General features: G+C 74.7%; 3 protein-coding genes. All 3 read right to left on the bottom strand.

Features of this window, described 5'->3' with window-relative positions; all coding sequences use genetic code 11:
* Nucleotides 1–6: 6 nt before the first annotated feature.
* Nucleotides 7–18,627 carry a non-ribosomal peptide synthase/polyketide synthase gene (locus tag AB0G35_RS12935; RefSeq protein ID WP_360947773.1) on the bottom strand — a complete coding sequence of 6,207 codons (18,621 nt, stop codon included), beginning with the start codon at nt 18,625–18,627 and terminating at the stop codon, nt 7–9.
* Between the two features lie 152 nt (nt 18,628–18,779).
* Nucleotides 18,780–20,132: a serine hydrolase domain-containing protein gene (locus AB0G35_RS12930; RefSeq protein ID WP_360947771.1), complete on the bottom strand. Its 1,353-nt coding sequence runs from the start codon at nt 20,130–20,132 to the stop codon at nt 18,780–18,782.
* A 60-nt stretch (nt 20,133–20,192) separates the two neighbouring features.
* On the bottom strand, nt 20,193–21,398 hold the full coding sequence (locus tag AB0G35_RS12925; protein WP_360947769.1) for a cytochrome P450: 1,206 nt from the start codon (nt 21,396–21,398) through the stop codon (nt 20,193–20,195).
* Nucleotides 21,399–22,449: the final 1,051 nt, after the last annotated feature.

The following is a 22,449-nucleotide window of genomic DNA, read 5'->3' as shown; positions in this document are numbered from 1 at the left end:
CGGTCCTCACCGTTCGTCGGGGTCGTGGTCGCCGCGGGCGGCGTCTTCGAGTTCGCGCAGGACGTGCTCCTCCACCAGTTCCGCGAGGGCGGCGACGGTGCGGGAGGCCAGGACGTCCCGGGGGGTCAGGGCCACGCCGAAGGTCTCGTTGGCGCGGGCCGCGATGTGCAGGCTGCGCAGCGAGTCACCGCCGAGGGCGAAGAAGTCGTCCTCGGCGCCCACGGCCGTCTCCAGGACCTGGGACCAGATGTCCGCGAGGACTTCCTCGGTGGGGGTGCGCGGGGCGGTGTGCGCGGCGGGGCCGTCCGGTTCGGGTTCCGGCGCGGGCAGGGCGGCGCGGTCGGTCTTGCCGTTCTCGGTGAGCGGGAAGCGCTCCAGGACGGCGTAGGCCGCGGGGACCATGGGGGCGGGCAGTGTGCGGGCGGCGAACGCCCGTAGTTCCGGCCCGGTCGGGACGTCGGCCCCGGGTGCGGCGAGCAGATGGGCCACCAGCCGCGGCTGTCCGGGCTCGTCCTCCCGTACGGTCACCACGGCGTCGCGGACGGCCGGGTGACGGGCGAGCGCGGCCTCGACCTCGCCCGCCTCGATGCGGTGGCCGCGCAGCTTGATCTGGTGGTCGGTGCGGCCGAGGTGGTGGAGGTCGCCGTGGGCGTCGCGCCGCACCAGGTCTCCGGTGCGGTACATACGGCTGCCCGGCGGGCCGTAGGGGTCGGCGAGGAAGCGGGCGGCGGTCAGGCCGGGGCGGCCCAGGTAGCCGCGGGCCAGGGAGGGGCCGCTGATCCACAGTTCCCCGGGGACTCCGTCGGCGACCGGCCGTAGCCGGGCGTCGAGGACGTACACCCCGGTGGCCGGCAGCGGGCGCCCGATGGGGGGTGGGCCGCCGTCGGCCCGCAGCGGGTCGGACCAGGTGGCGACGACGGTGGTCTCGGTGGGCCCGTAGGAGTTGATCATCCGGTGGTGCGGGGCCCAGCGGGCGGCCAGATCGGCGCCGCAGGTGTCCGCGCCGACGATGAGGGTGCGCAGGTCCGGCAGGGTGCCGGGAGTGTCCGGCGGCACGGTGGCGAGCGCGGCGGGCGGCAGCAGGGTGTGGGTGATGCGGGCGGTGCGCAGGACGTCGGCGAGTTGCGCACCGAGCAGCGGGCCGGGCGGCGGTACCACCAGGCAGGCGCCGGCCGGCAGGGCCATGCACAGCTCCAGTACGGACGCGTCGAAGCTGGGGGTGGCGAAGGCCAGTACGCGGTCACCGGGGCGGACCTGGTAGTGGTCGGCCTCGGCGGCGGCGAACGCGGCCAGTCCGCGATGGGTGACGATCACGCCCTTGGGGGTTCCGGTGGACCCTGAGGTGTAGATGACGTAGGCGGGGTCGTCGAGGTCGAGCGGACGGGTCCGGTCGTGGTCGGTGGGGCGGTGGGACGGGGTGCCGTCCGCACCGGCGGCCAGGAGGTCCCGGACGTCCGCGGTCCGCAGGGTGACGGCGGGCGCCGCGTCGCGCAGCATCAGGGCGATCCGCTCGTCCGGGTAGCCGGGGTCCACGGGCAGGTAGGCGGCGCCCGCCTTGGCGGTGGCCAGTTGGGCGACGACCATGTCGGCCGATCTGGGCAGTACCAGGGCGACGAGGTCGCCGGGGCCGGTTCCGCGGGCGATCAGCCGGTGCGCGAGCCGGTTGGCGCGGTCCTCCAACTCGGCGAAGGTGAGCCGTAGTTCGGGGCCCTCCAGCGCGGGCGCGGTGGGCCGGCGGTCCACCGCCGCCTCGACCAGCGCGGCAAGGGTGGCCGGCCGGACCGCCTCAGCGTCGGGCCGGCCGGTCAGCCGGGCGCGCTCCTCCGGCGGCAGCACGTCGATCCCGTTCAGGGACGTCGCCGCGCCGGGCTGCGCGAGCGCGCCGAGGGTGTGCACGAGTTGGCCGGCCAGGGACCCGGCGGTGCCCTCCTCGAAGTACCGGGGGTCGTAGCCGAGTTCGACGGTCAGCCGGGGGCCGGGCGACACCACCACGGTCAGTGGGTAGTTGGTGGCCTCCAGTGCGTGCAGCTCGCGTACTTGCAGACCGTGTGCGGTGGCGGCGGTGGTGGTGATCGGGTAGTTCTCGAAGACCACCAGGCTGTCGAACAGCGCGGTGCCGGCGGGCAGTTCACTCCAGGCGTGCAGGTCGGCGAGGGCGACGTGTTCGAAGCCGCGGGCGTCGGCCTGGGCGGTCTGGACGCCGCGCAGCCACTCGGCCGGGGGTGCGTCGCCGGTGACGTCGAGGCGTACCGGCAGGGTGGTGATGAACAGGCCCGGGATGGCGTCGGCACCGGGCAGGTCGGCGGGCCGGCCGGAGACCGTCGAGCCGAAGCAGACGTCCCGCTCCCCGCTCCAGCGGGACAGCAGCAGGCCCCAGGCGCCCTGGACGACGGTGTTGAGGGTGAGGTGGTGGCGCCGGGCGAAGTCCTGGAGCGCGGCGGTGCGTTCCTCGTCGAGGTCGAGGGTCAGCCAGGTGCCGGAGCGGGTGGCGGCGCCGGGGGCCGGGCGGCGGTCGTAGGGCAGCGGGGTGGGGGCGGTGAGTCCGGCCAGTGCCCGGCGCCAGTGCGCCTCGGCCGGGGCCGGGTCCTGGGCGGCGAGCCAGCCGACGTGGTCCGCGAACGGTCTGCGGTCCGGCAGCCGGGGCTCGGTGCCGGCGGCGAGCGCGGCGTGGCAGGCGAAGACGTCGGCGAGCACCTGGAAGACGCTCCAGCCGTCGAGCAGGACGTGGTGGAAGGTCCACACGACCCGTACCTCGGCCGGGGCGAGCCGGATCAGGGTGAGCCGCAGCAGCGGCGGCCGGTCCAGGGCCATGCCGCGGGCCCGGTCCTCGGCGAGCAGCTTCTCCAGCGCGGCCGCCCGCTCGACCGGCGGCAGGTCGCTCCAGTCCAGCTCGGTCACCGGCAGGATGACCGAGCGGTGCACGGCCTGCAGCGGGGCGGGCGCCGCGTGCAGCAGCACCGCGGTGCGCAGAACGGGGGTGCGGTCGACGACGTGCTGCCAGGCGGCGGCCAGCAATCGGGGGTTGCGGACGCCGTCGACGACGAAGGTGGCCTGTTCGACGTAGAGGCCCTCCTCCGGGGCGTCGAGGCCGTGGAAGACCATGCCGGTCTGGGTGGGGGTCAGCGGGTAGAGGTCGGTGACGTCCCGGCCGTTGCCGACCAGCCGGTCGACGGTGTCCTGGTCGAGGCGGGCCAGCGGGAAATCGGAGGGGGTGCGGCCGCCGGCGCCCGGTTCGGCGCAGTGCCGGACGATCTCCCGCAGTTCGGCGGCCGTCTCCTCGGCAAGCCGGGCCACGGTCGCGCGCAGATGCCGCTCGGTCGAGTACGACCAGGTGAACTCCAGCCGTTTGTCGGCCACCCGGCCGACCACGTCGATCAGCTGGGGCCGTTCGGCCGCCGGGTCCATCCCGCCCTCCAGCGGGCCGTACGGTGCGTGCAGCAGGCCGTCCCCCGCGGAGGCGTGCCAGTCCTGCTGGCCGAGGTAGTTGAAGCCGATCTGCGGGGCGGCCGGGAGGCCCGGGGCGGCGGGGGTGCGGAGGTGGCGCAGGGCGCCGTGGCCAAGGCCGTGCCGGGGCAGTGCCCGCAGGCCCTCCTTCACCGACTTCAGCGCGGTGCCGAGCCCGGCGCCCGGCGGCACGTCCAGCGCGACCGGGAACATGGTGGTGAACCAGCCGACGGTGCGGGACAGGTCGACGTCGTCGAAGATCTCCTCGCGGCCGTGGCCCTCCAGCCCGACCAGTACCCGGTCGTGCCCGGTCCAGCGGGCCAGTACCCGGCCCAGGGCGCACAGCAGGACGTCGTTGATCCGGGTCCGGTAGGCGTCGGGGACGTCCTGGAGCAGCCTGCGGGTCTCCTCGGCCTCCAGGCGGACGGTGACGGTGTCCTCGGAGGCGGCGGTGTTGCGGCCGGTGCGGTCGGTGGGCAGGGAGGACGGCGCGTGCTCCCGTGTCCAGTACGGGAGTTCGTCGTCGAAGCCGCCGGCCGCGGTGTGGTCCCGGAGCCGCTGTGCCCAGTCGCGGAAGGAGGTCGTGCGGGGCCCGAGCTCGGCCCGGCCCCCGGCCCGCACCGCGCGGTAGGCGGTGTCGAGGTCCTCCAGCAGGATGCGCCAGGACACCGCGTCCACGACCAGGTGGTGGGCGGCCAGCAGCAGCACCGGGCGGGCCTCCTCGTCGTCGGCCGGGCGGCACAGCACGGTCTTCAGCAGCGGCCCGTGGGCCAGGTCGAAGCCCGCGCAGAGCTCACCGGACAGGGTGCGCAGCGCCGCGGCCCGGTCCTTCGGGTCCCGGCCGGGCAGGTCACGGACCTCCAGGGCGGGGGCCGCGCCGGGGGCCGCGGTGTGCTGCCGCCACCGGCCGTCGCCGGCCGTTTCGTACCGGGAGCGCAGCGCGTCGTGGTGCTCCAGCACCGCGGCCAGCGCGGTGCGCAGCGCGTCCTCGTCGGTGTCGGCGGCGAGTTCGTAGGAGAGCGACTGGGTGAAGTGTGCCGCGGTGCCGGGCAGGGTCTCGAACAGCCAGTGCTGGACGGGGGTGAGCGGCACCTCGCCCACCACCGGGCCCCGGTCGGTGCCGGTCGCCGGGGCCGGCAGGTGCCCGACGGCGGCGGCCAGCGCGGCGACGGTCTGGTGGACGAACAGGTGCCGGGGTGCCAGGTCGAGGCCGGCGCGGCGGGCCGCGGAGACGATCTGGATGCTGAGGATCGAGTCGCCGCCGAGGGTGAAGTAGTTGTCCTCCACGCCGACCGTCTCCACGCCCAGCACCTGGGACCAGATGGCGGCCAGCGTCCGTTCGGTGTCGGTGCGCGGGGCCACCTGGCCGCCGGTGGGGGCGGTCCAGTCGGGCGCGGGCAGGGCGCGCCGGTCGAGCTTGCCGGTGGCGCCCAGCGGCAGCCGGTCCAGGGGGACGACGACCGCGGGGACCAGGTGGTCGGGCAGGCGCGCGGCGAGGAAGGCTCGTACGGCGGCGGGGTCGGGGCGGGCCGCGCCCCGGCCGACCGCGTAGCCGACCAGGCGCTTGTGGCCGTCGGTCTCGACGACCCGGGCGGCGGCCTCGGCCACGTCGGGGTGGCGGGTCAGCGCGGCCTCGACCTCGCCGAGTTCGATCCGGAAGCCGCGCACCTTGACCTGGTCGTCGGTCCGGCCCAGGTACACCAACTGGCCGTCGGCGTCCCGGCGTACGAGGTCGCCGGTGCGGTACATCCGGGTGCCCGCGGGACCGTACGGGTCCGGGAGGAACCGGCGGGCGGTCAGGCCGGGCCGGGCGAAGTAGCCGCGGGCCACGCCGGTGCCGGCGAGGTAGAGCTCGCCGGGTACGCCGGGGGGTACCGGCCGGAGCCGGGCGTCGAGGACGTAGGCGCGGGCGCCGCCGACGGGGCTGCCGATGGGCGGGGTGCGCTCCGGGTCGGCGGGGTCGCAGGTCCAGGCGGTGGCGTAGACGGTGGCCTCGGTGGGGCCGTAGATGTTGGCGACCGTGCAGCCGGGGACGGCGGCGCGGACGTCGCGGACGGTGCGGGCGGCGAGTCCTTCGCCGGCGAGGACCACGGTGTCCGCCGTGACGTGGACGGTGTCCTCGGCGAGCAGCCGGCCGAGGGCGGAGGGGACGGCGCTGAGCAGGCTCGCGGTCCAGGGCTCGGTGCGTTCGGCCAGTGCCAGCAGGTCCGGCACCAGGTCGATGCAGCCGCCGCAGAGCAGCGGGCAGAGCAGTTCGAAGACCGAGACGTCGAAGTTGAGCGAGGTCGAGGCGACGACGTGGGCCAGGCCCCGGCTGCCGAACGCGTCCGCCGCCCAGTCGGCCAGGGCCACCACCGATCCGTGGGTGACGACGACGCCCTTGGGGGTGCCGGTCGAGCCCGAGGTGTGGATGACGTAGGCGGGGTGGGCGGGCAGCAGCGCACCGGTCCGCTCGGCGTCCGCGGGGTCGGCGGCGGACCGCGCGGCGAGGCGTCCGGCCAGCCCGGGGTCGTCCAGGGCGAGGCGGACGGTGGGCCCGTCGGGCAGGCGGGCGCCGAGGTCGGTGGTGGTCAGCAGGATGTCCGGGCGGACGTCGTCGAAGAGGAAGGAGATCCGCTCGGCCGGGTAGCCGGGGTCGACCGGCAGGTAGCCGGCGCCGCTCTTGAGGACGGCCAGCAGGGCCACGACCAGGTCGGCGGTGCGGGGCAGCGCGAGGGCGACGAACCGTTCCGGGCCGGCGCCCGAGGCGATCAGCAGCCGCGCCAGCCGGTTGGCGCGGGCGTTGAGTTCCCGGTAGGTGAGGCGTTCGGTCCCGGCGACGACGGCCGGGGTGTCGGGGGTGCGGGCCGCCTGCTCCTCGAAGACCTCCGGCAGTACGCGGTGCGGCGGCGCGGCGGCCGGTGTGCCGGACCGGTCGAGGAGGCGCGCGCTCTCCTCCGCGGTGAGCAGCGGCAGGTCCGCGAGCCGGCGGTCCGGGTCGGCGGCCATTTCGGTGAGCAGCACGCGCAGGCAGCCGCCGAGCCGCTCGATGGTGGTGGCGTCGAAGACGGCCGGGTCGTAGTCCAGGGCGATGGTGAGGCGCTCGCCGGGGGCGACGACCACGCTGAGCGGGTAGCTGGTCGGCTCCAGTTCGCCTTGTTCCGCCACCCGCAGGCCGTGCCGGGCGAGGGCGTCGCGGTCGAAGGGGTAGTTCTCGAAGACCACGATGCTGTCGAACAGGCCGACCCCGCCGGGGAGTTCGCTCCAGTTCTGCAGTTGGGCGAGGGAGACGAAGTCGTGCCGGCGGGACTCGGACTGGGCGCTTTGCACCTCGCGCAGCCAGTCCAGCAGCGGGCGCTCGGCGTCGATCCGCACCCGGGTCGGCAGGGTGTTGATGAACACGCCGACCATGGATTCCACGCCGGGCAGGTCGGCGGGCCGACCGGAGACGGTGCTGCCGAAGACCACGTCGTCGGTGTTGCCGTAGCGGCCGAGCAGCAGGCCCCAGGCGCCCTGGAGCACGGTGTTCATGGTGAGGCCGGCCCGCTGCGCGGTCTCCCGCAGCCGTGCGGAGTGTGCGGCGTCCAGCGTGAGGTGGACGGTGTCGGAGGACGCGCTGCGGTGGGCCTCCAACGGCGTGCGGTCGCGGGGCAGTTCGGTGGGTGCGGTGAAGCCGGCCAGTGTGCGGCGCCAGTACTGCTCGGCGTCGGTGTCGTCCTGCTCCGCCAGCCAGCGCAGGTAGCCGGCGAACGGGGCGCGCGAGGGTACCTCGGGGCGGCGGCCGGCGGTGAGCGCGGCGTACCGCTCGAAGACCTCGTCGACGACCTGGGCCGCGCTCCAGCCGTCGAGGAGGATGTGGTGGAAGGTCCACACGAGGCGTACCTGGTCGGCGGAGAGCCTGATCAGGGTCAGCCGCATGAGGGGCGCGGTGGTCAGGTCGAGGCCGGCCGCCCGGTCCGCGGCGAGCAGGGCGGTCAGGGCCTCCTCGCACCGCTCGGCGCTCCGGCCGGTCCAGTCGTGGTGGGTGACGGGGACGGTGGCCCGGGTCTGCACGATCTGCAGCGGTTCGGGGGTCTCCTGCCACACCAGGCGGGTGCGGAGCATGGGGTTGGCGTCGGCGGTCTGCTGCCAGGCCGTGGCCAGTGCGGCGGGGTCGGTGACGCCGGTCAGCAGCAGCTGGACCTGGTTGAAGTACGCCTCGGAGGACGGGTCCATCAGGCCGTGGAAGAGCATGCCGGCCTGCATCGGGGTGAGCGGGTAGACGTCCTCCACGGTGCGGCCGTCCGCCACGATCCGGTCCACGGCCGCCTGGTCGAGGCGGGCCAGCGGGAAGTCGGAGGGGGTGCGGCCGCCGGCGTCCGGGGCGGCGCAGTGCGCGACGAGCTCCGTCAGCGCGGTGCGCATGCCCTCGGCCAGGGCGGTGACCGTCTCCTCGCGGTGCACGCCGCGGCTGTAGTGCCAGGTGAGTTCCAGGCTGCCGTCCTCGACCCGGCCCACGACGTCGAGCAGGTGCGGCCGTACGGACTCGGGTGCGGCGGCGCCGTCGAGTCCGCCGCGTACGCCGCGGATCAGCCCGTCGCCGTCGGCGGTCCAGTCGAACCGGCCCAGGTAGTTGAAGCTGATCGGCGGCAGGGGCGCGTCGGCGATCCCGGCGGTGGGCGTGAGGTGGCGCAGCGCGCCGTGGCCGAGGCCCCGGCCGGGTACGGCGCGCAGCTGCTCCTTGACCGACTTGAGCGCCTCGGCCCAGCCGCCGGCCGGCACGTCGAGGGCGACCGGGAACAGGCTGGTGAACCAGCCGACCGTGCGGGACAGGTCCACGCCGTCGAAGAGGTGGTCCTCGCGGCCGTGGCCCTCCAGGCCGATGGCGACGGTGCGACGGCCGGTCCAGTCGGCCAGCACCCGGCCGAGCGCGGTGAGCAGGACGTCGTTGATCCGGGTGCGATAGACGCCGGGCACCTTGTGCAGCAGGTCGGCGGTCTGCCGCGGGTCCAGGCGGACGGTGACCGAGCGCAGGTCGGCGACGGTGTTGCCGCCGTCGGCGTCGACCGGCAGCGGGGCCGCGCAGTGCTCGGCGACCGCGTTCCAGTGGGCACTCTCGCCGGTGAATCCGCCGGCTTCGGTGTGGGCCCGCAGCCGCCGGGCCCACTCCTGTACGGAGGTGGTGCGGGCGGGCAGGCGGACCGGCTCTCCGGCGCGTGCCTGGCGGTAGGCGGTCTCCAGGTCCTCCAGCAGGACCCGCCAGGAGACTCCGTCGACCACGAGGTGATGCACCGTCAGGAAGAGCCGGGGTGGCAGGGCGGGGGCGCCGGTGAAGAGCCGGGCGGCGAGCAGCGGACCGTCCGCGAGCCGGAAGCCGGCGTGGGCCTCCGCCATGGCCGCGTCGGTCTCGGCGGTGCACTCCTTTGCGGTGTGCCCGGTCAGCCGGTGGCTCCGCAGCAGCTCCGGCTCCGTCACGTCCGGGCCGGGGCAGTGCTGGTGCCAGGTTCCGTCCGCACGCCGGTCGAAGCGGGTCCGCAGCGCGTCGTGGTGGCGCCACAGCGCCTGCAGCGCCGTCTCCAGCGCCCGCGGGTCGGGGTCCTCGGCCAGTTCGATGAGGACGGACTGGTTGAAGTACCCGGGGCGCTGCGGGTCGGCGTCGAGGAACCAGTGCTGGATGGGGGTGAGGTCGACGTCCCCGTCGACCGGGCCGGTGCCGGTGACGGGCGCGGCGGAACCGGTGGCGGCCGCCAGGGCCGCGACGGTCGGGTGCCGGAACACGTCCCGGGGCGTGAGGGTCAGGCCCGCCTTCCGGGCGCGCGAGACGACCTGGATGCTGAGGATCGAATCGCCGCCCAGGGTGAAGAAGTTGTCCTCGACACCGACCCGGTCCACGCCCAGCAGGGTGCGCCAGATCCCGGCGAGGATCCGCTCGGTCTCGGTGCGCGGCGCCACGTGTTCCCCGGCACCGGCCGTGGACCAGTCAGGGGTGGGCAGCCGGCGGTGGTCGACCTTGCCGTTGGCGGTGAGCGGCAGGGCGTCCAGGGTGACGAAGGCGGCCGGGACCATGTAGTCGGGCAGTTCGGCGGCGAGCGAGGCGCGCAGCTCGTCCGCCGGGGGCACGCTCGCGCCCGCGGCGGGCACGAGGTAGGCGACCAGGCGTTTGCGGCCGCCGTCCGCGGGGACGGCCACCACCGCCTCGGCGACGGCCTCGTGGCGGGTGAGCCGGTCGGCGATCTCGGCCGGTTCGACGCGGAAGCCGCGGATCTTGATCTGGTCGTCGGCCCGTCCGACGAAGTGCAGTTCGCCGTCCGGGCTCCAGCGCACCAGGTCGCCGGTGCGGTACATCCGGCTGCCGGGCGGGCCGAAGGGGTCGGCGAGGTAGCGTTCCGCGGTGGCGCCGGGCCGGCCGTGGTAGCCGCGGGCGAGTCCGGCCCCGGCGAGGTACAGCTCGCCGGGGATGCCCGGCGGCTGGGGCTGCAGCGCGCCGTCGAGGACGTAGACCCGGGTGTTGTCCAGCGGGCGTCCGATGGGGAGGGTGGCGGGCAGCGGGTCACCGGCGCGGAAGGCCCGCCGGGTGGCGAAGGTCGTCGTCTCGGTGGGTCCGTAGCCGTCGACCACGGTGAGGCCGGGGCAGGCGGCGAGGACGCGGCGCACGGCCCCGCCCGGTACGGCCTCTCCCCCGGTCCACACCTCCCGGGCGCCGCGCAGGCAGCCGGGGTCCTCCTGGGCCAGCAGCCGGAACAGCCCGGCGGTCAGCCAGAGGCAGGTGACCCCCTGCTCGGCGATGGCCCGCCGGACGGTGGTGGCGTCCACGTCAGCGGGCGGTGCCAGGACCGCGCGGCCGCCGCGCAGCAGCGGCACCCACAGTTCGTAGGTGGCGGCGTCGAAGGCCTGCGGGGAGTGCAGCAGGACCCGGTCGTGTCCGGCGAAGGCGCGGTCCGAGGCGAGCGCCACGACGTCCCGGTGGCGCACCGCGACGCCCTTGGGCCGCCCGGTGGAGCCGGAGGTGAACATCAGCTGGAGCACGTGGTCCGGGTGGACGTCGGGTGTGCGGGCGCCGGCCAAGGCGGGGTCGGCCGCTTCATCGGTCACCAGCAGGGTGCGCCCGCCGGGTGCCACCGCCGCGGCCGTGCCCTGCCAGGCGGTGTCGGTGAGGACGAGGTCCGCGCTGCTCTCCGCCAGCACCTGCCGCAGCCGCTGCTCGGGCGCGCGGCCGTCCAGCGGGACGTACACGCCGCCGGTTCCGGCGAGCGCGAGCTGGGCGATGACGAGGGCGGCCGAGCGGTCCATGAGGACGGCGACGGGGTGTTCGGGGCGGACGCCGAGGGCGGTCAGCCGGTGGCTCAACTCCGCTGCGCGCGCGTCGAGTTGGCGGTAGGTCAGGGTCTGGTCGCCGGCGTCCAGGGCGATGGCGTCGGGGGTGCGCCGGACCTGGGCGGCGAACATCCCGGCGACGGTGTCCTCGGGGAGGGCGGTGGCGGTGTCGTTCCACTCCTCCAGCACCTGCCGGCGGCGGGCGGCGCCGAGGACCGGCAGCCGGGCGGGCGGCCGCCCGCCGTCGGCGGCCATCTCCGCGAGCAGGACGGTGAGGTACTCGGCCATCCGCTCGACGGTGGCGGCGTCGAACAGCTCCGGGTCGTAGCCGAGCCGCAGGGCCAGCTCGGGGCCGGGGTAGGCGACGAGGCTGAGCGGGTAGTTGGTGGTCTCGATGCCGTCGAGGCCGGTCAGCCGCAGGCCGTGCGCGGCGGCGAGGTCGTCACCTACGGGATAGTTCTCGAACACCACGATGCTGTCGAACAGCCGGGCCCGTTCGGGCAGTTCGGTGAAGGCCTTGAGCCGGGCCAGCGGTACATGGTCGAAGCGCCGGTCGTCGGTCTGGATCTCCTGCACCCGGCGCAGCCAGTCCCGCACGGTGCCGTCGGCGGGCACCGTCAGCCGGGTCGGTACGGTCGCGATGAACAGGCCGTTCATCGCCTCGACGCCGGGCAGCTCGGGCGGCCGGCCGGAGACGGTGGTGCCGAAGACGACGTCCGGCCGTCCGGTCTGGCGGGCCAGCAGCAGCGCCCAGGCGGCCTGGACGAGGGTGTTGACGGTCAGGCCGGAGCCGCGGGCCAGGTCGTCCAGGCGCCGGGAGGTGGCGGCGGACAGGGTGACCCGCACCGCTTCGGAGGACTCCGCGCGGTGGGTCTCGGTGGGTTCGCGGTCGTAGGGCAGCGCGGTGGGTTCGGTGAGCCCGGCGAGGCGGGTCTGCCAGTGCCGTTCGGCCTCGGTGCGGTCGCGGTCGCGCAGCCAGGCGACGTAGTCGCGGAACGGCCGGCGCGCGGGCAGGCCGGCGTCCGTCGGGGTGCCGCCGTCGCCGGTGGCCGGGTCCCGCAGCAGCGCGTGGCTGCGGAAGACGTCGGACAGCACCTGGAACAGGCTCCAGCCGTCCAGTACCAGGTGGTGGAAGGACCACACGACCTGCACTTCGGTGGCGGACAGCCGGGCCAGGGTCAGCCGCTGCAGCGGGGCGGTGTCCAGGTCGATGCCGCGCCGACGGTCCCGGTCCTGCAACTCCCGCAGCCGCTGCTGCCGTTCGTCGTCCGTGAGGCCGCGCCAGTCCAGGTGGGTGACCGGCACCTCGGCACGGCGTTCGACGACGAACAGCGGCTCGGGCACGTCGTGCCAGACGACCCGGCCGCGCAGCACGGTGGTGCGGTCGGTCACCCGCTGCCAGGCCGCGGCCAGCGCCTGTGGGTCGGGCACGCCGTCCAGCACGAAGGTGAGCTGCTGGTGGTAGACGCCCTGGTCGTCCTGGGACAGCCGGTGGAAGAGCATGCCGGCCTGGGTGGGGGTGAGCGGGTGGATGTCCTCGACGGTCCCGCCGTTCCCCACCAGCCGGTCCACGGTGGCCTGGTCGAGGCCGGCCAGCGGGAAGTCCGACGGGGTGCGTCCGCCGGCCCCGGGCCGGGCGCCGTGCCGGGCGATCTCCTCCAGCGCCCCGGCGAACCGCCCGGCGAGGTGGGCGACGGTCTCCTCGTGGTGCAGGTTCGCCGAGTAGAACCAGGTGAACTCCATGGCATCGCCGTCGAGTCGGCCGACGACCTCCAGCGCGTGCGGCCGTGCCGCGGCGGGGTCGGCGTCCAGCGCCAGCCCGCGGTGCAGGCCGCGGTAGAGGCCGCCGGCGCCGTCGGGCAGGCCGAACTGGCCCAGGTAGTTGAAGCTGAGGCCGGCGGTCGGTGCGTCGGGCAGGCCGGCCGGACGGCGCAGATGGCGGTGCACGCCGTGGCCGAGGCCGCGGCGGGGCACCGCGCGCAGTTGTTCCTTGACGGACTTCAGCACGGCGCCCCAGTCCGCGTCCGGTGCCACGGAGAGGGCGACGGGGTAGCGGGTGGTGAACCAGCCGACCGTACGGCTGAGGTCGACGTCCTCGAAGAGCTCCTCGCGGCCGTGGCCCTCCAGGTCCACCGGGGTCCGCTCGCGGCCGGTCCAGTCGTGCAGCACCCGGGCCAGCGCGCTCAGCAGCACGTCGTTGACCTGGGTGCGGTAGGCGGCGGGGAGGGCGTGCAGCAGGACGGCGGTGGTTCTCGCGGGGAGGCGGACGGTCACCGAGCGGGCCGAGGCGTAGGTGTTGGGGCCGTCGAGGTCGGTCGGGAGCTCCGGGTCGCAGCTGCCGGCCAGGGCGGTCCAGTGGCCCGCCTCGTCGTCGAAGCCGCCGGCGTCCGCGTGGTCGGTCAGCCGTCGCGCCCAGTGGCGCAGCGGGGTGGACTTCGGCGGCAGGGCGGCGGTTTCGTCACCGCGACGGGCCCGGTAGGCGCGGTCCAGGTCCGCCAGCAGCAGGCGCCAGGAGACGCCGTCGACGACCAGGTGGTGGACGGTCAGGTGGAGGACGGCGGGGCGGCCGTCGGCGCGGTCGTGCAGGACGGCGCGCAGCAGCGGCCCCCGCGCGAGGTCGAACGGGCCCAGGTGAGGTGTGTCGTCGTCGGGCCCGGTGTGCCGGTGCAGGACGAGGTGGGGCGGCCCGGCGTCGATGTGCTGCCGCCACCGGCCGTCGTCGTCGCGGTCGAAGCGCGACCGGAGCGCGTCGTGGTGGGCGACCACGTCCCGCAGGGCCTGTTCCAGCGCCAACGGGTCGCATTCTCCGGTGAGTTCGACGGAGAGTGTCTGTCCGAAGTGGCCGGCCCGCTCGGCGTCGGCCTCGAAGAGCCAGTGCTGGATCGGGGTGAGCGGAGCGGTGCCAGTGGCGGCCTCGTCGGCGCGGGCGGGCTCGGCGGGGCGGTCGGCGGCGTCCAGGCACTGGGCGAGCGCGCCGACCGTCTGGTGCCGGTAGACATCGCGCGAGGTCACGGCCAGACCGGCCTGCCGCGCCTGGGCGACCACCTGGATGCTGAGGATCGAGTCGCCGCCCAGCGTGAAGAAGTTGTCGTCGACGCCGACCCGTTCCACCCGCAGCACCTCGGCCCAGACCGCGGCCAGGGCCCGCTCGGTGGCGGTGCGCGGGGCCACGTAGTCGGTGGTGGCCTCGGCGGACCAGTCCGGGGCGGGCAGCCGGTCGCGGTCCAGCTTGCCGTTGGGGTTGAGCGGCATCGCCGTCAGGACGACGACCGCGGCGGGCACCATGTAGTCGGGCAGCCGGCGGCCGAGCGCGCGGCGGATCGCCTCCGGGTCGGCCTCCGTTCCGGGCGCGGGGACGACATAGCCGATCAGCCGCTTGTGGCCGTCGCCCTCCCGGGTGGTGGCGGCGGCCTGCGCGACGTTCTCGCAGACCAGCAGCGCCTCCTCGACCTCGCCGAGTTCGATGCGGAAGCCCCGCACCTTGACCTGGTGGTCGACCCGGCCCAGGTACTCCAGCTCGCCGTCGGCGGTCCACCGCACCAGGTCACCGGTGCGGTACATCCGGCTGCCCGGCCCGGCGAACGGGTCGGCGACGAACCGGGCGGCGGTGAGTCCGGGCCGCCGGAGGTAGCCCCGGGCCAGCCCGTCGCCGCCGAGGTACAACTCGCCGGTCACGCCCGGGGGCTGGGGACGCAGCCGGGCGTCGAGGACGTAGGCGCGGGTCCGGGCGACCGGCCGGCCGATCGGCGGTGCCTGCTCGGGGGTGCCGTCGCCGGCGAACCACGCCGTGGCGTACACGGTGGCCTCGGTCGGACCGTAGATGTTGGCGATCTCGCAGGACGGCATGGTCCGGCGGATCTCCCGTACGGTCTGCGCGGGCAGCGCCTCGCCGGCCAGGACCACGGTGCCGGCCCGTACGGCGGCGTCCTCGGTGAGCATCCGGGAGAGCACCGAGGGCACCCCGCTGATCAGCCCGGCCTGCCGGGGAGCGCCGTCCGGCTGCTCGGCGAGGGCCGGCAGGTCGGGCACCACGTCGATGCTGCCGCCGGAGAGCAGCGGGCAGAGCAGTTCGAAGACCGACACGTCGAAGTTGAGCGAGGTGGAGGCCACCACGTGCGCCAGCCGCTGCGGGCCGAACCGCTCCCCCGCCCAGGCCGCCAGGTCGGCCACGCTGCGGTGGGTGACCACCACGCCCTTGGGCCGGCCGGTGGAGCCGGAGGTGTAGATGACGTACGCGGGGTGGCCGGGGTCCAGCGGGCGGACCCGTTCGGCGTCGGTCAGGTCGTGCGCGGGGAGGGCGGCGAGCGCGTCGGCGGTGCCGGGTTCGTCCAGTACGACTGCCTCGGTGTCCTCGGGCAGGCAGCCGGCCGTCCCGCGGGTGGTGAGGACCACGGCCGGGCGGGCGTCGGCGAGCATGAAGCGGATGCGGTCGGCCGGGTAGCCGGGGTCCACCGGGAGGTAGCCGGCGCCCGCCTTGAGCACCGCCCACAGGACGGTGACCAGGTCGGCGGAGCGCGGCAGGGCCAGGGCGACCAGGGACTCGGGGCCGATTCCGCGGGCGGCCAGCAGCCGGGCCAGCCGGTTGGCGCGCCGGTTCACCTCGTCGTAGTCAAGCCGGGTGTCGCCGCAGACCACGGCGGTGCGGTCGGGGGTACGGGCGGTCTGCTCCTCGAAGAGCGCCGGCAGCGTCGTGGCGGAGCCGGGCGCCTGCGGGGTGTTCCAGGCGTCGAGCATGGTGCGCCGCTCGTCGTCGGTGAGCAGCGGGAGTTCGGCCACGGTCCGGTGCGGGCCGTCGGCCATGCCCGCCAGCAGGAGGTGCAGATGCCGGGCGAGCCGGGCCACGGTCGGGGCGTCGAACAGGTCGGTGTTGTACTCGACGGTCAGCCCGAACGACCCGTCGGCTCGCGGCAGGAACTCCAGCACCACATCGAAGCGGGCCGCCGGGCGCGGCAGCGGGTGCTCGTCGATCCGGACGCCGGCGGCCCGCCCGGGCGGCACCATGGCGGTCTGCTGGACCACGAGGACCTGCACCAGCGGGGTACGGCTGGGATCGCGGGGCGGCGCGAGTTCCTCCACGACCCGGTCGAACGGCACCCCGTCGTGGGCGAAGGCGTCCAGCAGCGTCGTGCGCATGGTGTCCAGGAAGCGGTCCACGGTGGCGGCGCCGTCGACGTCGCTGCGCAGCACCACCGTGTTCACGAAGAAGCCGGCCACCTCCTCCAGCTCCCGGCGGTCACGGCCGTTGGTGACGGTGCCGAAGGCGATGTCCCGTTGTCCCGTGTAGCGGGAGAACAGGACCGCGGCCGCCCCGGAGAACAGGGTGAACAGGGTGGTGCCCTTGGCCCGGGCGAGCCGGGACAGCCGGTCGGTGAGGTCGGCGGGCAGTTCGTGCCGGTGGGCCGCACCCGCGGTGGTGCGCACCGGCGGCCGGGGCCGGTCGGTGGGCAGGTCCAGCTGTGGCAGGCCGGCCAGTTGCCGCTTCCAGTACGCGAGGTCGTCGGCCTGCCGCTCCGGGGCCGGCCGGCCGTGCTCCCAGAGCGCGAAGTCCGGGTATTGCAGGGCGGGTTCGGGGAGGCCGTCGGGGGTCCCCTCGGTCTCCGCGGCGTAGAGCGCGGCCAGTTCGCGGACGAGGAGGCCGACCGACCAGCCGTCGGTGACGATGTGGTGCTGGGCCAGAAGTAGCCGGTGCTCGTCCTCGTCGAGCCGGATCAGCAGGGCCCGGGTGAGCGGGCCCCGGTCCAGATCGTAGGCACGCTGCAGCTCTTCGGTGAGGAGGCGCTCGACCTCTTCGGGCCGCTCGTCGGCCGGCAGGGTGCTCAGGTCGGCGGTGTCGAGCGGCAGGGCGGCAGGGCCGTTCACCCGCTGCACCACGCGCCCGTCGACCGTCGTGAACGTGGTGCGCAGCGCGTCGTGGCGGGCGGCGAGCCGGTCCAGGGCGCGGCCGAGCGCACCGGTGTCCAGCGGGCCGCGCAGCCGCAGTCCCACCCCGGTGTGGTACTCGGTGCCGCCGGGGGTGAGGTCGTCGAGGAACCACAGGCGCTGCTGTGCGCGGGAGAGCGGCAGCGGGCCCCTGCGCGGGGCCGCGGTGATCGGCCCTGACGGATCGTGGGTTTCCGCCGCGTCGAGGAGGGCGGCCAGCCCGGCCACCGTACGGGCGGTGAACAGGTCCCGGACGGTCAGCCGGACCGCCCGCTCCTCCCGGATGCGGGAGAGCACCCGTACGGCCACGACGGAGTCGCCCCCGAGGGCGAAGAAGTCGTCGTCGGCGCCGACGGGCCGGACGCCCAGCACATCGGACCAGATGGCGGCGACGGTCCGCTCGGCGGGCGTCCGGGGCGGGGTGTGGGCGGTGCTCTGGAGCGGGCCGGGTGCGGGCAGCGCGCGCCGGTCGACCTTGTGGTGGGCAGTGAGCGGGAGGGCGTCCAGGACCACGACGGCGGACGGGACCATATGGGCCGGCAGGGTGCGGGCGACCGCCGTGCGCAGCGTCCCGGGCTGCGGGGGCCGGGCCGGGTCGCCGGCCGTGACGTAGCCCACCAGCCGCTGCCGGCCCGGCTCGTCCTCGCGCACCACGACGACGGCCTCGCCGACACCGTCCTGGGCCGCCAACGCCGCCTCGATCTCGCCGAGTTCGACGCGGAAGCCGCGGATCTTGACCTGGTGGTCGGTCCGCCCGAGGAACTCCAGCTCGCCGTCGGCGTTCCGGCGCGCCAGGTCGCCGGTGCGGTAGAGCCTGCTACCGGGCGGCCCGTACGGATCGGCCACGAAGCGGGCGGCGGTCAGGCCGGGGCGGCCGAGGTAGCCGCGGGCCACGCCCTCGCCGCCGACGTACAGCTCGCCGGCGGTTTCGGTGGGCACCGGCCGCATCGCCGCGTCGAGTAGGTGGACCTGGGTCCGGGGCAGTGCCCGGCCGATGGAGGGGGTGCCGGCGCCGACGGCCAGCGGTCCGGTCCAGGAGGCGACCACCGTGGCCTCGGTGGGGCCGTACGAGTTGATCAGCCGCCGCCCCGCCGCCCAGCGGTCGGCCAGCTCGGCCGGGCAGGCCTCGGCCCCCACGATCAGGGTGCGCAGGTCGGGCAGCGGATTGCCGTCCGCCGGGCCGGGCAGTGTGCCGAGCGCGGCCGGCGGGATCAGGGCATGGCTGATCCGGTGGCCCCGCAGCACCTCGGCGAGTTCGTCACCCAGCCACGGGCCGTCCGGCGGGATGACGAGGGTGGCGCCCGACAGCAGGGAGATGCACAGCTCCAGGACGGCGGCGTCGAAGCTGGGCGAGGAGAACTGCAGCACCCGGTCGCCCGGCCCGACGGCGTACCGTTCCTGCGCCGCGGCGGTGAAGGCGCCCAGCCCGGTGTGGGCCACCACCACGCCCTTGGGGACGCCGGTCGAGCCGGAGGTGTAGATGACGTAGGCCGGGTGCTCCGGGTGCAGCGGGGCGAGCCGGTCGGTGTCCCGCGGGGCGTGGTCCGCGCCGTTGGCGCGGCGGATCCGGGCCGGGTCGTCGAGGACCACCGCGGGGGCCGCGTCGGTCAGCAGCAGCTCCCGGCGCTCGGCGGGGTACGCCGGGTCGACCGGCAGGAAGGCGCCGCCGGCCTTGGCCACCGCGAGCTCCGCCACGATCAGTTCGACCGAACGCGGCAGCACCAGCGCCACCGTGCGCTCCGGCCCCACCCCCTGCGCGATCAGCTCGTGCGCGAGGCGGTTGGCCCAGGCGTCGGTGTCGCGGTAGGACCAGGTCCGCCGGCCGTCCGTCACGGCGGGCGCCTCCGGGCTGCGGGCCACCCGGGCAGCGAACAGCTCGGCGAGCGGGGCGCGCGGCACCGGACGGACCGGTCCGGCCCCGGGAACCTGCGGAACGGTCCGGTCCTGCGCTGGTGCGGACGCGGGTGCGGAGTTCTGGGGCTGGTCCGTCATGGAGGTCAGTCCTTCGAGGCGGGGACGGAAGTGGTGCAGCGGTGCGCCGAGCGGCCCGGGTGAGCGGTCCCGGACGTGTGGGGGGGTGTACGGGCGGGTCCGGCGCACAAAAGGGGGGGGAGGCGCGCGCGGAACCGCCGGGCTGTGAGCGGTCAGCCGATGTCGGTGCGGCGTGCCGTCCGGCCGGAGATCTGCAGCCGGTCGATCGCGCCCGTGTCCGGATCGCGGAGGAAGCGTCCGCCGGGCAGCCGTCGGCCGGTGGCGGGGTCCACCAGATCGCAGCTGAGGTCCGGATGGCAGACCAGCGGGGCGGGGCTGTCGCCGTTGACGGACAGCGTGAGGGTCCCCTGTTCGTCGGCCGTGACGCGGTAGTCGACGGTGCCGTTGCGGTACGTCCCGGCGCCCTGGGGAAGTGCGCGGACGGGGGCGTCGCGCGGAGCGGGGGCGGGGGCGGGTGGGAGGCTCACACCGGCGATCTGGGCGAGGTCGTCGGCCAGTTCGTGCCACAGGGCGGTGCCGCTGTTGGCGTTGCCGGTGAAGGCGACGATGTCGCCGCTGTCCGGCTCGGCCCGCAGGAAACAGGACGTGCCCTGGGCGTTGCCGTCGTGGCCGCACCACTGCCGGCCGCCGTCCTGGAAGAGCGCCGGTCCCAGTCCCCAGGCATCCGCGAGCACGCCGGGGTGGGCGCCGGGGACGGGGCGGCGCATCTCCTCGGCGTCCTCCGCGGTCAGCACCGTACGGGGGCCGTGACCGATCAACACCCGGCCCAGGGCGACCAGTTCGAGCGCACTGGCCAGCAGCGCACCGGCCGGTGCCTCCACCGGCGCCAGGGTCTGCTGCACCGGGCGGACGCGGCCGGTGAGGGCGTTCGCGGAGTGGCCGCGCGCCACCGGTCGGGCCGGTGCGGGGTCGGTGAGGAAGGCCGGCGTGGTGCCCAGGGGTTCCAGGAGGAAGGCCCGCACCGCCTCCTGCCAGGACATACCGGTCACCGCTTCGATCAGCCGTCCGGCGGCGACATAACCGGCGTTGGAGTAGGAGAAGCCGCCGCCGGGCGGGCAGACGACGTCGGTGGCGTGGCCGGCAAGGTAACGGGCCGGGGTCAGCGCCGCCGCGTCGTCGGAGTCGGGTCCCGTCGGCAGCCCTGCGGTGTGGCTGAGCAGTTGCCGCACGGTCATCCGCGGCAGCCGCGCCAGCTCCGGCACGTGGGTGCCGACGGGGTCGGTGAGCGACACATCGCCGTCGGCGACGAGCAGCATGGCGACGGCCGCGGTGTAGACCTTGGTGACGGACCCGAGCGGCACCGCGGTGCCGCTGCCCAGGGGTTCGTCGGTCGTGACGTCCGCGACTCCCGTGTGCACCGCATACGTCACCCCGCCCGTATGAACCGCGAGTTGGGCACCCGGGACCTGGTGGGCGCGGGCGAGCGTGTCCAGACGCTCTTGTAAGAGGCGTCGTATCTGCGTCGGCTGCCGGGTGGTGGCCGGAGCAGTCGTGGCGTACGGCATGAGAAGGGAACTCCCGGTACGAGGGACGGAGGAGGAAGGACGCGTGGCCCGCCGGGCGGGCTATCGCCGCTGCACCTCCACCGGCAGTCGGCGCACGCTGACGATGACGGCCGGATTCTGCAGTTCGACCTCGTCGCGGCAGGGGATCGCCAGAGCGGAGAAACGATCCAGCAGCTGCCGCAGCGCGATCCGCGCCTCCAGCCTGGCCAGGGGGGCACCGAAACAGAAGTGGATGCCGTGCCCGAACGTCAGGTGGGGGTTGGGGTTGCGGGTCACGTCGAAGACGTCGGGGTCCGCGAACCGGTCCGCATCGCGGTTGGCGGTGGCCAGGTTCGCCATCACCACGGAGCCGGCGGGGAGGGTCCGGCCGCCCAGCTCGACCTCGCGGGTGGTGCGGCGGCCCAGTTCGGGGAACGGCGGGAGCCAGCGCAGCACCTCCTCGACGGCGTCCGGCAGCCGGCCGGGATCGGTCCGCACCAGCGCGGCGGCGTCCGGGTACTGGTCGAGGCTCACCACGGCGTTGCCGAGCAGGGCCGTGGTGGTGATGTGCCCGGCCACCAGCAGCAGGGCCACGAACCCGACGATCTCCTGGTCCGCCAGCCGGGTGCCGTTCACCTCGGCCGCCAGCAGCCGGGCGATCAGCCCGTCGCCCGGGTCCTTCCGCTGCTGCCGGATGTGGTCGAGGACATAGCCGTTCATCTCACGGACGGTCGGCGCGATGGAGTTCAGCGCCTGCTCCACATCGGCCATGTCCAGCGATTCGCCGATGCCTTCCCCGGCGAAGAGGGTGGTCGCCCACTCCTGGAACATCCCGCGGTCGCTGACCGGCACGCCCAGCAGCTCGGCGATCACGATGATCGGCAGGGGGTAGGCCAGCGCGTCCACCATGTCGAACCGGTCCCGGTCCGCGACGGCGTCCAGCAGCTCCCGGGTGATGGCCTCGATCCTCGGTTCCAGTCCGGCCACCACGCGCGGGGTGAACGCCTGGCTGACCAGAGTGCGCAGGGTGCGGTGCGCCGGCGGGTCCATCCCGACGAAGTTCCCCCGGCGGAAGGTCTCGAAGTCCTCCTGAGTGGGGACCAGACCCGAGAAGTCCGAGGAGTACGTCACCGGGTCGGCGAGCACGGCGGTCACCGTGCGGTGGTCCGCGACCTGCCACAGCTTCTGGTCCTCGTCGTAACGGACCGGATCGGCCTTCCGCCGCGTTCTCCACCGGTCGACGAGCGCGTCGAAGGCGAACGGGGCCTGTCTCTGCTTGCTGGTCACCGCTTCTCCCCGAAGGCCGGACGGAAACGGGGAGCGGGACAGGAAAAGGAGCGTTCCGCGCGAGCGGGCGGCACCCCTAACGGCCGGCAGCCGGGTATGCCGCCGGATAAGCACTGCTCCGAACGGCACGAGGAACTCCAGGAACTCACTGTCACCGCAAACTCCAGATCCTGATTGCTGCCTGCCGAGTTGTCGTTGTGCATGCGTTTCCACCGTTTCCACGCCGTTGCGCCCAGGCCGCCCAGGACGAAATGACCGCAGCCGGAACGGCGGTAGCGGTATTCACGATGTCACCGGCGCCCCGGGGAATTGGGCACCGTATCCACCCGGCAGCGCGCCGGCCCGGTGGCTGACGGACTTATGTGGGCGTGCGGCCGGGCGGCGTCATCGGCCTCCGGCGACGGCCGCATATGCGTCCGGGCTCGGACAGTCGACGGGATACCGTCCGGATCCCGCCGCGTACCCCCTCCGCCTCGATGCACACATCCGATGCGATGCAGACATCTGCGGGGCGCTTCCTCCGCCCCACGTCCCCGAGAGGACGCCCGGCGGCATATGCACCATGGCCCGGCTCGCTATCACATACCCCCCACACAAGAGCTGCTGACAACCGACGCGTACGAGACTCTCTCGGCACGTCGCAGCCCATTACATACGAGCCGGCGACACCCGAAAGGAGGAACGAGAGAAGCGTACGTATTACCGACAAGTACCGTTCGACATTCTCTGCGATCCACCTGTAGAAGCTTTTTTACGCCAGTTCGACGTGGCCACAGTCTCACCCCCGGTCACGCACTAGCAACCCCCACTCAGACTAACCGACGGTAACTTTTACCCTCATTTACCTTAACGCCCGACAACCCCGGTGACCCCCGTTGCGCATGGGACGACGAAATCGCCCGTTCGTTCGAGCAAGGCCGCAGGCCGGCCGCCCCAACGGCCCGACCCGGCGGGCCGGAAGTGTACGCGCGCACAGTTCTTCACGGCCCAGATTCTGCGATGCCCGCTCGGCCATGGAGAGGTTTCCCCCGATGTCTGACTTTCGACTGCC

The organism is Streptomyces sp. NPDC021749 (assembly GCF_040640655.1).
In the GTDB taxonomy this organism is placed as follows: domain Bacteria; phylum Actinomycetota; class Actinomycetes; order Streptomycetales; family Streptomycetaceae; genus Streptomyces.
The sequence above is the reverse complement of the archived record's forward strand: the minus strand, read 5'-3'. Positions and strand labels throughout refer to the sequence as shown.

What these genes read in the sequence shown, in the direction of transcription:
- AB0G35_RS12930 (WP_360947771.1), bottom strand. Translation starts at nt 20,132, where the DNA reads ATGCCGTACGCCACGACTGCTCCGGCCACCACCCGGCAGCCGACGCAG.
- AB0G35_RS12935 (WP_360947773.1), bottom strand. Translation starts at nt 18,627, where the DNA reads ATGACGGACCAGCCCCAGAACTCCGCACCCGCGTCCGCACCAGCGCAG.